This is a genomic window from Corynebacterium sp. KPL2830 (genome assembly GCF_040225635.1).
Classification (GTDB): domain Bacteria; phylum Actinomycetota; class Actinomycetes; order Mycobacteriales; family Mycobacteriaceae; genus Corynebacterium.
This window is the reverse complement of sequence record NZ_JBEHFR010000038.1, coordinates 1-14,538: the sequence shown is the minus strand read 5'-3', so window position 1 is coordinate 14,538 and position 14,538 is coordinate 1. Positions and strand designations below refer to the sequence as shown.

The window sequence follows — 14,538 nt, the reverse complement described above, 5'->3', positions numbered from 1 at the left end:
AGTGAAATAATCCTAATACCAGCACGCCAGACCGGCTAAACATATAACTTCACCAACACATCCTGTCGTTTAGGCCATATTCGGTGTGCACGCGCTCGGAGAAAATCGGCTGGGCGGTCAACTCGGTGAGGGTGCTAATAGTTGTGTTTTCGGGGTATCTGCAAGGGACGCATCGGGGTTTCGAACCTGTACGTGGCATCCATCGCGTGCTTATAAATGTTCGGGGCAAGGCGCAGTCTCTGGCATCGTCGGCGATGATTTGTGCGTTCTCGCGAATGCTGCATTTGCCGCCGACCTGCGCAGTGAGTGAGGAGTCCTCGTCCTCCTCTGCTTTCTGCGAGGGGGACGAGCCCCAAGCAGCAAGAGCGCGAGAATCTTTTTCATGCGGAATGTAGGGAGAGGTAGGAGGGCAGTAGAACAGGAAGAGTGTAGCACCGCAGCGAATGTGGGCAGGCGAATTGCGCGCGGGTGAGTAGTGCAGTCTAATAAACGGCATGACAGAAGTAGATCCGCTCATTGAGTCCCTCTATCGCTGGTCCGATGTCAGCGGTGTATTGCTGATGGGAATTATCGGCGGCACCATTGCGCGCAAACGCGGATACGACATCATCGGGTTTTTCTTCATCGCGATGTTTTCTTCCCTAGGCGGGGGCATGGTGCGCGACGTGCTTATCAATCGCGGCACGGTAGCGGCGATGAGCGAGCCGGAGTACCTGTACCTGGCGTTTACTGGCGCGTTGATCGCGCGCTTTGTCTATTTCAAGGGCAAGACCTGGGATTATATCCAGGCGCATGGTGATGCCGTCGTTTCTGGCCTGTGGGCCGGCACTGGCGCGGTGAAAGCCATTACCTATGGGCTTCCGCCGATTCCGTGCATCATGATGGGCGTGTTTACCGCTACTGGCGGTTCCATGATTCGCGATATTGCTATGGGGCGCGAGCCCGCGGTCTTTGGCGATAATCAGCCCACGGTGATTCCGGCCATCGCCTGTGCTGTGATCGTGCTGGTGGGAAACCACTTCGATATGTTGGCCGTCGGCATGATCGTGGGGCCATTGGTGTCTATTTTCTTGGCGCTGCTGGGCATTTGGGCTGGGTGGCGCGTGCCCGCGAACCAGGAGTGGGCGCCGATAAATGATACGGCTGCGCAGGTTAAGGCGCTGGCGAAAAAGGCCGAGAATAAAAGCCGCGCGGTCGGGCGCAAGCTGGAGCCGCACCGCGTGCGCTCTTGGCGCCACCGGCAGATGGAAGAGGCGCTGCAGCGGCGCATCGAAAAGCAAGTGCGTTCCGGCAAGCGCCGCCAGGATGCGGCGGAGGAGGCCAGCGAGTTTTTGCAGTCCTTCGAATCTGATGTCGACCAGTTGAGTAGTGTCTCAGCTGAGTCCGAGGACATGGATTTTGGAGTGGACTTTAGCGGCGATTCCTATGAGGCGGAGGAGCAGACCTCCAGCGAGGAATCCCAGCGGCTGCTCGATACGATTCTGGAAGATGACAAACTTACCGATGAGTTGATTGATCGCCTGATGGACCGTTATCAATCGCGCGACTAGGTTTCTAAGCAGCTGCTTGCCGATGCCCCCTAAATTCCGGGTCTGGATTTCTGGCAGAAAACTGGCATCAATTTTTCAGCTAGGTGCCATATCCTAGAACCATGAACCTGAGGTATTTCTTTTTTGAGCTGTGGGGCCTCATCGTTGACCATGGCTTGCCGCTCATCGCATTCGTGATAATCGGCATTCTTTTGCCCCGCATGGGGCGCCTAGCCATCCGGATCATCGAACATAATTTGGATGAGCAAGAAGAATCCACGAAGGCGCGGCTGGCACTGACCGGAGCATTGGTCTACATCGTCCAAGCGGTTGCGTACTTCCTATTGGTCGCGGCCGCACTGACCAATCTCGGCGTTCCGGCGCTGGGTGCTGCGGTGCCTGCGACGATAGTTTCTGCCGCGGTTGGTTTTGGTGCCCAGTCCGTGATTTCGGATTTCCTCTCCGGATTTTTCATCCTGACGGAAAAGCAATTCGGCGTGGGTGACTATGTCTCCTTTGCCGGCATTCCTGGGGTGGAAGGCGATGTGGTGACGCTGACCCTGCGCACCACGAAGGTGCGCACCCCAACTGGTGAGCTGGTGACCATCCCCAATAGTTCCGCGGGCGTGGTGACCAACTATTCCAAGGAATGGTCCCGCGCGGTGGTCAATATCAACGTCCCGGTGCACGAGGGCGAATCCTTGCCGGAGATTACGAGCCGCGTCAAAGAGATTTCGGAGCACGCTATTGAAGCCCCAGAGATCTCTGTCGATGTGGCCGGCGAGCTCACGGTTCTTCCCGCCACGCAATTGGTCAGCCCGCAGGTTGCCGGCCAGCCGTGGCAGGTGGGCTACCGCATCATGGTGACGGTTAATCCCGCCCGCCAGTGGTCCGTGGAGCGCGCTATCCGCTCGGCGTTGCTTTCGGAATTCTGGGACCACTACGGTTCCGCCATCGATTTTGATGAGCTGCAGGAACAGAAAAAGAAGAAGCCGGAGAGCCCAAAGCATGCCGCGGCGCAGTCTGCCAAAGACGCCTTGGATGCCGGGGAAGGCTCCCGCCCCAATACGCCAGTGGATGACCCCACGGTGGAAGAGGAACTGGCCCCAGAGGAAGTCGAGCTTGCTCAGACCAAGGTCGATGAACAAGCAGTCACGGATGAAGCGGGCGAAGACGCCGCAGACGACGATGATAAATCACGCCGAAAGATCTGGCGCACGATTCAGACCAATACCCAATTCCAGAAGCTCGCTACCATCGGCGGGCGCGTGCGTGCCTCCACCACAGGCCTCGTGGCGGCCCTCCTCGTCGTCGGCCTGCTCATCCTCGCGGCAAGCAACCCAGAGGAAGGGGAAGCTGGCTGGTTGTCGCCGGACTATTGGAAGGATCGCGATACGCAATCTTCCTCCGAGCAACCAACGGAATCTGAAGAGACTGTGCCTTCGGAAGACCCCCCTACTACCGGCACCCCAACTGAGCCGACGGATGCTGATTCAACACGGACGACCACCAATACGCCGACCGTTCCTAGCTACCCCAGCCAGGACCCCAATTCCACTCCTGATTCCGGGGATGGGCACGGCAGCAATCAGGATGGACCCGCTGACTCGAACGGCGATTCTGGCGATGGCCAAGGGAATGGAGATGGAGCCTCGGATGCAGACGGAAATAGCGGCGCGGCAAATAGCCAGCAGACCGCGATTCCTTCAGAACCCCACTAGACGCTAGTGCAAGCCGCCGTATACCTCGAGGCGGTCGGGCCAACGGCGATCGTTCTTCTCGTCTTGGTAGGTGACTCTTAAGGTATTGTCGCCATCTTTTCCACATATGAGTGCGCGACCATCTGATCCGATAAAACAGTAAAGGTCATAGGTCTTACCGGTGGTGGGGCTGGCGACGGAAATCTTGGTGCTATACGCGCCGTTGGCCTTGGGATCGGACTGCCGGAATGGATAGGAGTGCTTGATCGCTTCATCGAAAATAGCACCGGTAAATTCGCAGGATGTATGTTCGCCGGCTTCGATGGTGTCTCCCTGGTCGGTATATCCGCAGTGGCCGCCAATTTTCCCAGCGTAAATCGTGTGATTTCCAGCTGGGGGAGCGTCATCATTCGAGCCGACATCGCCATGCTCGGCGCCTTCTTCATCGCCTTTTTCCGCGGTGGAGTCTGGAGTATTCTCCAGGGTTTCCGTCACGGTCGTAGGGGCCGTGGAAGCCTCGCTGGGCACAAAAGCAGGTTCGGGTTCGGCAGAATCGGAATCATCGGAGGTACCGCAGGCGCTCAGCATGGTAAGGGACAAGGCGGCAAGCATTAAGGAAGTGTGGCGTTTCAACATCATAAGAACGGGTAAAAATCGGCGGTGTGAACGGTGAAAACTTTAGCATTTAAACCAGCATCTAGCTGTGGATTTATAGAAAGTAGGCCACAGGGTGGAACAAATTTGATACCCGGGCTGTTTCAGTAGACATGACATCATTATTTACACCTTTGGAACTTGGCCGTTATACGTTGAATAACCGCGTGACCATGGCACCGCTGACTCGTCAGCGTGCAGGTCACAGCGGTGTCCCCAGCGAGCTACACAAAAAGTACTATTCCCAGCGCGCTAGCGCCGGTCTCGTGGTGACGGAGGGAACCTTCCCCGCATGGACCAACCGCGCGTTCCCGGGCCAGGCGGGCATCGTCGATGACGAGCAAGCCGCCGGTTGGCGCGAGGTAGCCAATGAGGTACATGACAAGGGCGGCGTGCTGTTCATGCAGATCATGCACGGCGGCCGTACCAGCCACCCAGATCTCATTGATGGCGCCCAGGCAGAGGCCCCAAGCGCGTTGGATTGGGACGGCCAGGTTCGCGGCTCCGCCGGCAAGATGGATGCGCCGGTGCCGCGCGCACTAGAGGCTGATGAGCTCCCGCGCATCGTTGAGGAATTCCGCGCTGCCGCACGCCGCGCCGTCGACGCGGGCGTTGATGGTGTAGAGATCCACAACGCGAATGGCTACCTGCTGCACGAATTCATGGCACCGTCTGCCAACCAGCGCGGCGATGAATTTGGTGGCAGCCCTGAAAACCGGTGGCGCCTGCCAGAGATGGTCATTCGTGCTGTCGTAGATGAAATTGGTGCTGACCGCGTGGGCGTGCGTTTCTCCCCGGCCCACGTTGTACAAGGCATTGTTGAAGATGACGAGGCGGATATGTTGGCCACCTACGGCGGACTTTTGGACGCCATTGCCCCGCTGAACCTGGCTTATGTCTCCTTCCTGCACGCCGAGCCGGAAGGCGAGCTCATCTCGGCCTTGGCAAAGAAGGCCCGTGCCAATGGCGAAACCAAGGTCTTGATGAATGATGGTTTCGGCACTGTCACCACCAAGGAAGATGCCGAGCGCGAGCTGGAATTGGACCACGTGGATGCCGTTGTAGTGGGCCGTCAGCTCATTGCTAACCCGGACTTGGTACGCCGGTGGGAAGAAGGCCTGGCCCTTAATGAGCCAGATCAGGCCACGTTCTACGTCGGCGGCGAGCGCGGCTACATTGATTATGAAACTGCCGCGGACTAACGCGTAGTCCGCGGCAGGTAGGGGAAGAGAGCGCGAGTGATAGAGAGTGAAATATCCCAGAGAGGATCTTTCACTCTCTATATCGAACGTGCACCCAGCGAGCGTTAACAACTCCTCGCTAAAAATTAAGAACTAAATCCCTCATCCGGGCGCCATGTCAGCGTAATGGCTTCGTTTACTGCTGCGGTGGGGTTGAGCAGGTCCTCAACGCGCAGCCAGTGCATTTCCGCAGAATCCGGGCGGATGGTGACATAGCTATATCCGTGGTGATCGAGGTTTACGTGGCGTGTATGGGGGTTTGCCTCCAAAAGGTAGCGCTCTGCCAACGTGGAAAGCCCGTTGTCCTCGGGAAGGTGGAGCTGTTCGTTGACATTGGGGGCGGAGATAGATGAGCACACCATTTCGGCTCCGAAGATGCGCCCATCCTTGCTGATATTGTGTGCCCATTCGGAGTGAATATCCCCGGTAACAAAGAGGGCGTGGGAGTCGTGCTTGGCAAGGGCATCGATAAGCATCCGGCGTTCTGCCGAATAGCCATCCCATTGGTCGCCGTTGACGGGAATGCCGGTGATATTGGATGACAGTGAGGACGATACGTGTGCTAGCTTGTCGTCGCGCTGCAGGGTAGCCAGGTTCATGGGGGAGAACATGACGGAGTTGCCCAGCATATTCCACGCGGCGGCGGAGGTGTCGATCTTGTTGACCAGCCAGTCGTACTGCTCCGAACCGAGCATGCTTCGCCCCTCGGCGGCCATCCTGGCAGGGCCAAAGAGAATTTGCTTATCGCGGTATGTGCGCAGATCCATCATGGTCAGTTCCACGAGATCGCCAAAGGTCAAACACCGGTAGAGATGGCCATTATCGGATGGATTGCTTGCCCGTACCGGCATCCATTCAAAGTAGGCCTGCATCGCGGCATTGCGGCGATCGATCCAAGCGCCTTCCTTTCCCTCCGTGTGGTTATGGGCGCCGTCCCTCCAAGAATTGTCTGCGGTTTCGTGGTCGTCCCAGACCGCGATCCACGGCAGGGCAGCATGTGCTGCTTGGAGATTTTCATCGGTGCGGTAGCGGCCGAGGCGCGTGCGATAATCTTCCAGTGTCGTAATCTCGTGCGCGGGGTGGTGCAGGCGTACTGGACCGAAACCGGCGTACTCGCGCTGTGGGTATTCGTAAATATAGTCTCCCAGAAAAACCATATAATCTAGTTGCCCGGCTCGTCCGCGCTGAGCGATATCGCCATAGGCTTGAAAGAAACCGGACTCCCAGTTGGCACAGCTGGCTACACCGAAGGTTAGTTCTTCTGGGGATGCAGTAACCGCTGGTGCGGTTTTGGTGCGGCCTACGGGGGAGATTTTATCTTGGGCACGAAAGCGGAAGTAATACACGGATTCTGGTTCGAGGCCGTGAGGATCCACGTGGACCGTGTGATCTTGTGCGGGATCGGTGGTGACTTCGCCGCGCTTGACGATGTCCCTAAACTCCTCATCCCGCGCAATCTCCCATTCCACGGTGGTAGGCGCGCCTGCACCGGAGCCAGGCATCGCATCTGCATCTGGGGTCACGCGCGTCCACAAGACAACAGAATCTGGAATGGGATCTCCGGAGGCTACCCCGTGCAGGAAGGGGCGTTCACCGAGCGTGGGCTCTACCATGTGTGGTTCTGGGCGCGAGGAGAGGCTGCTTTGTGCATGAGCAGTGCTGGCGTTAGCCGTGCTGGCAGTTGTGGTCAGCGCCAAGGCGGCGCCGACTGTGCCGCTGGTTTGGAGGAATTTGCGGCGGTTGACATGAGACATCTCTGATTGCATGCTGTGGTTTCTGCTAGTCATATTCATAAGTTTTCTAAGATTGAAAGGGCCTGCAACCGCTCAGGCCGCATTACACCAGAAATTCCTTTATCAGTAACCACGGGTTTACCTCCGCACCGATCGGCACGCCTTATTCAGAGGTCTAGAGCACAGTAGGCTGGAAGATATGAGCGAGTTGCAGCAGATAAATCAATGGCCCGTAGATACCGTGGCCGGAGCATTGATCCACAGCGGTGAGGTGATAGACAAGGTAGGCGATACTTCGCGCCAATTTCCGGTTGCCTCCGTTACCAAGCTGGTATCGGCGTACGCGGTGATGATGGCCGTGGAGGAAGGCGCGGTGGATTTGAAGCAGCCCGCTGGTCCGGAGGGTTCGACCCTCGAGCATCTGCTCGCGCACGCCTCGGGTGTGAAGTTCGATTCGCGTGAACAACAAAAACCAGTGGGCGAGCGGCGCATCTATTCCTCTGCCGGTTATGAGTGGGCTGCAGAGATCGTTGAAGGTGCCACCGGCATCGAATTTGCAGAGTACCTGCGCGAAGGCGTGTGCGAGCCGCTTGGAATGTCCTCTACCCGCTTAGAGGACTCGGCAGGGCACGGCTTGGTTTCTACCGTGGAGGATCTCGCTGCATTTGCTGCCGAGGTCCACGACCCGCAGCTCCTGCACCCCAGTACCGTGGCCGATATGCGCCGCGTTCACTTTCCTGGTTTGCGCGGCATCGTACCCGGTTACGGGAGCTTTAAGGATTGCACCTGGGGGCTTGGATTTGAGATCCGCGGTGAGAAAGACCACTGGATGGGAGCCCTGCCTGCCGATGCCACCGGGCACTTCGGCATGTCCGGAACCTACCTCTGGCTGGCCGGCGACTACGCCATGGTGGCATTGACAGACCGAGATTTTGGTGATTGGGCAAAGCCACTGTGGAATGAAACCAATACAAAGATCTGGGAGGCGCTGTAAGGAGCTCCGTCGCAGATTTTCCTTAATAGGAAAACGAAAAAAGCTCCCCATTCCAGTGGAGTGGGGAGCTTAAAGCTGCTCTTTTTAGAACACCTGCAGGCCGAGGCCTTCGAGGAACATGGCGAACTGGGTGAAGATGCCGTCAACGAGGGAGAGAATCTGGAATCCGAGAGCAGAAGAAAGATCAAACATAGGGGGTTCCTTTCGGTAGGGAGAATTCAAACCGGATTGTTTGAATTTATCTCAGTATAAGCAGAGTGCGTGGATCGTGTCACACTGTTTCTTAACACAAAATAAATGAATATCGACCGCTCTACTGATGGGGCGTGCGTCTCTTTTTCAAATCAGGGGATGAGAGTGGGGTTGGCGCCTGGCTACCCCCGCCGTGGGTTTACCACTTGGGACTTTTTGGAGAGCTTAGCCCCTAGGGGGACTGGGGTAGTTTTCGGCCGAGACCCTAGGGGGTGAGCGCTATTGGGCAAGTGTTTCCGCTGCTAACTGCCTTGTGAGCGACTCGTACCGGGACGTTGTTTTAGGGAAAGCGGTTCAAGGGGCAAATCCCACAAATTTCACTGTTGTAACTTCAATGTCTTTAGTCACTTTAATCACAGTCTGGACTTTATGTTGAGGTTTAGATCTTGGGGGTTGAAGTGAAAGTTGAGGGTTGTAGAGGGTGGTGTGGCGCAGGAAAATTGGGTGCAGACGCAAAAGACAGTTCGTTGGGGAAGACGAAGCTCGTCTTGCACTGCGCCGCACGTCACGCGTGTGGATAGCAGTGGTGATTTGTCGAGGGAGATATCGGCTATGAATACTTGCGTCAATCCAGTGCCGGTTGATCAACCGGCCTCCAACTACACGTGGCCCAGCCGCAATGGTGCGGCCGTCGTGGTCACTGGTGTGCTGAAAATTTCTGGGATGCCGCGTGCGTTGCGCCCAGAGGTAGAACGCGCCATGGATCGGTGCATTCGCACCGAATCGGAGTTCATCGTCCCAGGCGTTGACCCGCTGACCGCCCAGTGGTGTACTCGGTGGTACCGCGACGAGATCTCTATGGAGGCGCTCGTGCGCGGTGAGGCGACGGGTTCTGGAATGGATTCTGGCATCGGCATTGGCTGCCACCAGGTGCTTACCGGAACCGAGGTGGAGCTTGCCGCGCTTGAGAGCGCGGTGTGCTACCTTGCGCAGCGCTATGGCTTTAGCGCCACCGTGCGTTTTAGCTAAGACGCACGAGCGAATCGGCGCGAGCGCGGCCAAATTGAGCCCCGCCGCACGAGGTTGGTCGCGCAGCAGGGCTCCGTTTTAGGATTCCTCGTCGGCGAAGGGATCCATGATCTTATCGGGAATATCTGCAACCGACTTAAACACGGCGGTTGGGCGGTAAGGATAGCGGGAGATTTCGCGGTCATCGGAAATGCCGGAGCGCACCAATATGGAGCGCATGCCGGCCTCTAGGCCCGCCTTGACATCGGTATCCATGCGATCACCAATCATGATGGTGTTTTCAGAGTGAGCGCCGATGTGGTTGAGCGCTGAGCGCATCATGACAGGGTTGGGCTTTCCCACGTAGTAGGGCTCGCGGTGGGTAGCGGCGGTGATCAATGCGGCCACCGCGCCGGTTGCTGGGAGCACGCCCTCGGGAGCAGGACCCGTAACGTCTGGGTTCGTGGCGATGAAACGGGCGCCATTACGGATGAGGTTGATAGCGGTGGTAATCGCCTCAAAGGAGTAGGTGCGGGTTTCACCAAGGACCACAAAATCGGCGTCATCGTTGGTGAGGATCCAACCGGCCTCGTGTAGCGCAGTAGTCAGACCGGACTCTCCCACGACGTAGGCCTTGCTGGAGCTGGCCTGGGTGGCCAAGAAGTTTGCCGTCGCCGTGGCGGAGGTCCAGATACGCTCGGCCGGAATATCCAGTCCGGTATTGCGCAGCCGTGCCGCCAAGTCGCGCGGGGTGGACATGGAATTATTGGTGAGCACCATGTACTCAATGTCGTTATCTTTCAGCGTTTGAATGAATTTATCGGCGCCGGGGATCATTTCTCCTTCCTTGATGAGTACGCCGTCCATATCGGATAGGTAAGAAATCATTGGTGGTCCTCCAAATAGTCAGCGATATCGCCGATGGTCTCGCAGTTAAGCATTGTTTCCTCAGTAAGTCGCACCTTAAAGAGCTCTTCTGCACGCACGGTGAGCTCTATAAGCTCGAGGGAGTCCACGCCGACATCGGAAAGCGCGGTGTCCCTGCCAAGTTCGGCCTCGGTTCCGGTGACTTTGACGATGAGGGCGATGAGCTCGCCCAGCGTATCCCGATCTGGGTCGTGGTCCTTATCCGGGTCAGAACCCTGAAACTTTGCCTGCAATTGGGCACTGAGGTCATTTGCCATAGTGACCAGTGTAGTAGCGATTGGTGCGTGACATAGGAGAAATAGGCTCACGCGGTACTGGTTAGGGGGGATTGGGCGAAAAATAATTTAGGCGCTTCCAGCATTAAGCCGGAAGCGCCTGAGCTACATCTCCATTGTGGAGGTGCGGGCGATATTACTCGCCGCTATTAGGTGCAGTTGGATCATCCAACTTCAGCTCGGAGGCCGCCTTTTCTACGACGGAGCGCTCAATCTTGCCATCGCGGGCAAGGCCATCGAGCACAGCGACGACGATGGATTCCGCATCGTTGTTGAAGAAGCGGCGGGCACCCTCGCGTGTATCGGAGAAGCCGAAGCCGTCTGTGCCCAAGGTGATGTAGGTACCTGGGACGTAGGGGCGAATCTGCTCCTGCAGCTCGGTGGTGAAGTCCGAGACACCAACGAATGGGCCCTCGAAGTCCTTGAGCTGGGAGGTAGCAAATGCCTCGGAGGGCTCTTCGCCCTTGCGCAGCGCTTCCTTGTTGCGGCGGGCACCGTCGCGGGCCAGCTCATTCCAGGAGGTCACGGAGAACAGCGATGCCTTGACATCGTAATCCTCAGCCAGCATCTCCTGTGCGCGAAGAGCTTCGTGCACGCCGACGCCCGAAGCCAGGATATTGGCCGGGGTGGAGCCATTCTCGGCGGTATTGAAGTGGTAGATGCCCTTGTGCAGGCCCTCCACGTCCAAGTTCTCCGGCTCGGCCGGCTGGTGGACCGGCTCGTTGTACACGGTGAGGTAGTACATGACCGGCTCGTTGTCTTCGCCGTACATGCGCTCGATACCGCGCGCTACCAAGTGAGCAACCTCGAAACCGAAGGCTGGGTCATAAGAAATGACCGCCGGGTTGGTGGCTGCCAAGACAGGGGAGTGGCCATCCATGTGCTGCAGGCCCTCACCGGTCAGGGTGGTGCGGCCGGCGGTAGCGCCGATGATGAAGCCGCGACCCATCTGGTCGCCGGCGGCCCAGAAGGCATCGCCAGTGCGCTGGAAGCCGAACATCGAGTAGAAGATGTACAGCGGGATCATGGCCTCGCCCTGGGTGGCATACGAGGTAGCGGCGGCGGTAAAGGATGCTGCCGCACCGGCCTCAGAAATGCCCTCGTGCATGATTTGGCCATCGGTGGCCTCGCGGTAGGACAACATCAGGTCGTGGTCCACCGGCACGTAGTTCTGGCCGCGTGGGTTCCAGATCTTCATGGTGGGGAACCAGGAGTCCATACCGAAGGTACGAGCCTCATCCGGGATGATGGGCACGACGCGCTTGCCCAGTTCCTTATTGCGCATGACCTCCTTGAAGGTGCGCACCAAGGCCATGGTGGTAGCGACTTCTTGCTTGCCGGAGCCCTTGCGCACGGAGCGCAGCTTGTCCAAGGAAGGTGCTTCCAATGGGGTGAAGTCCGCACGGCGCTCAGGCAGGAAGCCGCCGAGTTCTTTACGGCGCTCCAGCATGTACTTGATCTCCGGGGAATCCTTGCCCGGGTGGTAGTACGGCGGCAGGTAAGGATCCTTTTCCAGCTCTTCATCAGAGAAGGGGATCTCCTGCTTATCGCGGAAGTTCTTGAGATCCTCCAGCGTCAGCTTCTTCATCTGGTGGGTAGCGTTGCGGCCCTCGAAGTTGTGGCCCAAGCCGTAGCCCTTAATGGTGTGGGCCAAGATGACGGTCGGCTTGCCGGAGCCCTTGTTCTCCAGGGCGCGGGTATACGCTGCGTAGACCTTGCGGTAGTCGTGGCCGCCGCGGCGCAGCGCCCAGATTTCCTCATCGGAGAGGTCTTCTACCAGCTTTGCGGTGCGCTCATCGCGGCCGAAGAAGTGCTCGCGCACATAAGCGCCGTCGTTAGCCTTGAAGGTCTGGTAGTCACCGTCAGAGGTGGTATTCATGACGTTGACGAGGGCACCTTCGGTGTCCTTGTCCAGCAGCTTGTCCCAGCCGCGGCCCCAAATGACCTTGATGACGTCCCAGCCGGCACCGCGGAAGAAGGACTCCAGCTCCTGGATGATCTGGGTATTACCGCGCACTGGGCCGTCGAGGCGCTGCAGGTTGCAGTTAATCACGAAGGTGAGGTTATCCAGCTCGTACAGCGCAGCGGTTTGCAGCAGGCCGCGGGATTCTGGCTCGTCCATCTCGCCATCGCCCAAGAAAGCCCACACGTGCTGCTTGGAGGTGTCCTTGATGCCGCGGGTTTCCAGGTACTTATTAAAGCGTGCCTGGTAAATGGCGTTCATCGGGCCAATGCCCATGGACACGGTGGGGAACTCCCAGAACCATGGCATCAGGCGCGGGTGTGGGTAGGAGGGCAGACCCTTGCCTTCACCGAGGGAAACTTCCTGGCGGAAGCCGTCGAGGTCTTCTTCAGAGAGGCGGCCTTCCATGTAGGCGCGGGCGTACATGCCCGGGGAGGCGTGGCCCTGGAAGAAGACCTGGTCGCCGCCTGAAGGATCGTCCTTACCCTTGAAGAAGTGGTTGAGACCGACTTCGTACAGCGGGGCGGCACCCGCGTAGGTGGAGATGTGGCCGCCGACGCCGATGCCGGGGCGCTGCGCGCGGTGCACCATGATGGCAGCGTTCCAGCGGATCCAGCGGCGGTAGCGCTTTTCTAGTTCTTCATCGCCAGGAAATTCCGGCTCCATGTTGGTGGGAATGGTGTTGACGAAGTCCGTCGACGTCAACGAGGGAAGCTCCACGCGCTTGGCGGTGGCGCGCTCCAGAAGGCGCAGCATCAGGTAACGCGCGCGCTCTTGGTCAGAATGGTCCAGCAGACCATCGAGGGAATCCATCCACTCGCGAGTTTCTTCTGGGTCGCTGTCGTGAAGGTACGATGCAACACCATCGCGGATAAGCGGGAAGTTGGAATCGCCCTTGGCGGGGTCCTTCTCGGCCATGTAAACCTCCTAGTTAAGGGTCTGCAGAGTTTATCTCCTACGATACGCGTTCCCAGATCGCGAGTGGGAGTCTAGGCTGTCTAAATCGCGGCGCTTTCCGATGCACCCCCTATAACCTGCGGTTTGCTTCTCTCACCCAGCGTGCAAACGTGGGTAGTAGGCCCCTAAACGGCGCTAGTTGTCCCACAAAACAGACGCCGGTGTGAGCAGAAAAGGGCCTGCAAATTGGGGGAAAGGGGTGCTATAGCAAGTAAAAGACGCCCTGGGGCGTTAAACTACATGTAATAACACACGCCCTCCCTGCCAAGCACGGGCCGGGCGTGAGCAAGAATTCACCGAATAAGGAAGGAAATGCATAGTGGCTGACGCTGCAGTCAAGCTCGGAATCAAGGAAGGGCAAATCGCTCTAGAGCTTGGTTGGGACGAGGATTGTGATACCACAATCTCTGAATCTATCGAAGCCGTACTCGGTGAGGATTTCCTCGAAGAGGAAAATGATGAGCTGTGCGATGTAGTCCTTCTTTGGTGGCGCGAGGAAGACGGCGACCTCGTGGACGGTTTGGTGGATGCCAGCCGCCCCCTCGCGGATAATGGCTCCGTGTGGTTGCTGACCCCAGGTGCCGGCAAGCCTGGCACCGTCGAGCCTGGTCTCATCTCCGAATCGGCGCAGCTAGCCGGCTTGGTGCAGACCAAAGCTGAGCGCTTGGGCGAGTGGCAAGGTTCCTGCCTGGTACCGCGCGGTTACACCAAAAAATAGCCTTCACCAGCTGATTTGTGTAGCTTCACAATCCTGCGCTACTGTACATAACAGCGCAAGGGCGCATGCGGCTTTAGCTCAGCTGGAAGAGCAATTGGTTTACACCCAATAGGTCGGGGGTTCGATCCCCTCAGGCCGCACCATTTTCAAGTCTCGAGACATCGTTCCTAGAACGGTGGCTCGAGGCTTTTTCGTTGTGCGAAGGTTTGTTTTCGGGGGAAGGCTGCACACCTGGCTTCTACAGTCTAAACGGCGGGTTGAGAGCACCGTTAGAGGGGCTGACTAAGCAACCGAGTAAACAGCCTGCTGGGGTTCCTAAGCCGCAAGGCCGGAGCAGAGGACGACCAGCCCCAGGAGTACGCCCGCGCAGTCAATTAGCTTGAGACGCGCCAGAGTTTTTACACACGCCGTACGGTGCCGAGGATTAACTACCTTGGCCGGAATCTGGCATACCTACACCTGCCATCCCATACCGGAGACCAGCAGATTCTGCCCCATTACGTTGTTAGCAGTTCCGCTTGAGGTTACCCAGGATTCGTAACTCTGCCCCGGCATGGTGAGGTTACCCTCGTTTAGTGGACACCCGATTAGTGCGGATTTTGTGTCCGTAGGAGAGGATGTTCATTGTGAGTCAACAACGCCAGAAA

The 14,538-nt window shown here is 57.8% G+C and carries 11 protein-coding genes and 1 tRNA gene; 7 read left to right on the top strand and 5 right to left on the bottom strand.

Annotated features, from left to right (window positions below):
* Positions 1–494 precede the first annotated feature (494 nt).
* Both ABRP87_RS10380 and ABRP87_RS10375 read left to right on the top strand, forming a co-directional pair.
* On the top strand, positions 495–1,550 hold the full coding sequence (locus tag ABRP87_RS10380; RefSeq protein WP_284869804.1) for a trimeric intracellular cation channel family protein: 1,056 nt from the start codon (positions 495–497) through the stop codon (positions 1,548–1,550).
* A gap of 101 nt (positions 1,551–1,651) precedes the next feature.
* Complete coding sequence (locus ABRP87_RS10375; protein ID WP_349868689.1) at positions 1,652–3,250, top strand: mechanosensitive ion channel family protein; 1,599 nt, start codon at positions 1,652–1,654, stop codon at positions 3,248–3,250.
* Positions 3,251–3,253: 3 nt separating this feature from the next.
* On the opposite strand, the gene ABRP87_RS10370 is transcribed toward ABRP87_RS10375, so the two are convergent.
* On the bottom strand, positions 3,254–3,841 hold the full coding sequence (locus ABRP87_RS10370; protein ID WP_349868688.1) for a hypothetical protein: 588 nt from the start codon (positions 3,839–3,841) through the stop codon (positions 3,254–3,256).
* A gap of 155 nt (positions 3,842–3,996) precedes the next feature.
* Here ABRP87_RS10370 and ABRP87_RS10365 point away from each other — a divergent pair, with 155 nt between their 5' ends.
* Complete coding sequence (locus tag ABRP87_RS10365) at positions 3,997–5,085, top strand: alkene reductase (protein ID WP_349868686.1); 1,089 nt, start codon at positions 3,997–3,999, stop codon at positions 5,083–5,085.
* A gap of 125 nt (positions 5,086–5,210) precedes the next feature.
* Here ABRP87_RS10365 and ABRP87_RS10360 read toward each other — a convergent pair whose 3' ends face one another.
* On the bottom strand, positions 5,211–6,911 hold the full coding sequence (locus ABRP87_RS10360; protein WP_349868684.1) for an alkaline phosphatase D family protein: 1,701 nt from the start codon (positions 6,909–6,911) through the stop codon (positions 5,211–5,213).
* 145 nt (positions 6,912–7,056) lie between these two features.
* Between ABRP87_RS10360 and ABRP87_RS10355 the strand changes: the two genes are divergently transcribed.
* Positions 7,057–7,851, top strand: coding sequence for a serine hydrolase domain-containing protein (locus ABRP87_RS10355; protein WP_349868682.1), 795 nt, complete (start codon positions 7,057–7,059; stop codon positions 7,849–7,851).
* A gap of 804 nt (positions 7,852–8,655) precedes the next feature.
* Entirely contained in the window at positions 8,656–9,072 is a 417-nt protein-coding gene (locus ABRP87_RS10350; RefSeq protein ID WP_349868680.1) for a hypothetical protein, read from the top strand.
* Positions 9,073–9,150: 78 nt separating this feature from the next.
* Here the strand turns inward: ABRP87_RS10350 and ABRP87_RS10345 are convergent, their stop codons facing one another.
* The 3 genes from ABRP87_RS10345 to aceE all read right to left on the bottom strand — a co-directional run bounded on the left by ABRP87_RS10345 (position 9,151) and on the right by aceE (position 13,134).
* Positions 9,151–9,939, bottom strand: coding sequence for an HAD-IIA family hydrolase (locus ABRP87_RS10345; RefSeq protein WP_239269712.1), 789 nt, complete (start codon positions 9,937–9,939; stop codon positions 9,151–9,153).
* A complete protein-coding gene (locus ABRP87_RS10340) occupies positions 9,936–10,235 on the bottom strand; it encodes an acyl carrier protein (RefSeq protein ID WP_349868677.1) in 300 nt (99 codons plus the stop codon). The genes ABRP87_RS10345 and ABRP87_RS10340 overlap by 4 nt, the downstream gene beginning before the upstream one ends.
* A 154-nt stretch (positions 10,236–10,389) precedes the next feature.
* The gene (aceE, locus tag ABRP87_RS10335) at positions 10,390–13,134 is read right to left on the bottom strand and encodes a pyruvate dehydrogenase (acetyl-transferring), homodimeric type (protein WP_349868675.1); all 2,745 of its coding nucleotides are present in this window, start codon (positions 13,132–13,134) and stop codon (positions 10,390–10,392) included.
* Between the two features lie 358 nt (positions 13,135–13,492).
* On the opposite strand from aceE, the gene ABRP87_RS10330 reads away from it, so the two are divergent.
* Both ABRP87_RS10330 and ABRP87_RS10325 read left to right on the top strand, forming a co-directional pair.
* Complete coding sequence (locus tag ABRP87_RS10330; protein WP_349864326.1) at positions 13,493–13,891, top strand: DUF3052 domain-containing protein; 399 nt, start codon at positions 13,493–13,495, stop codon at positions 13,889–13,891.
* 67 nt (positions 13,892–13,958) lie between these two features.
* Positions 13,959–14,034 (top strand) — tRNA-Val (locus ABRP87_RS10325).
* Positions 14,035–14,538: the final 504 nt, after the last annotated feature.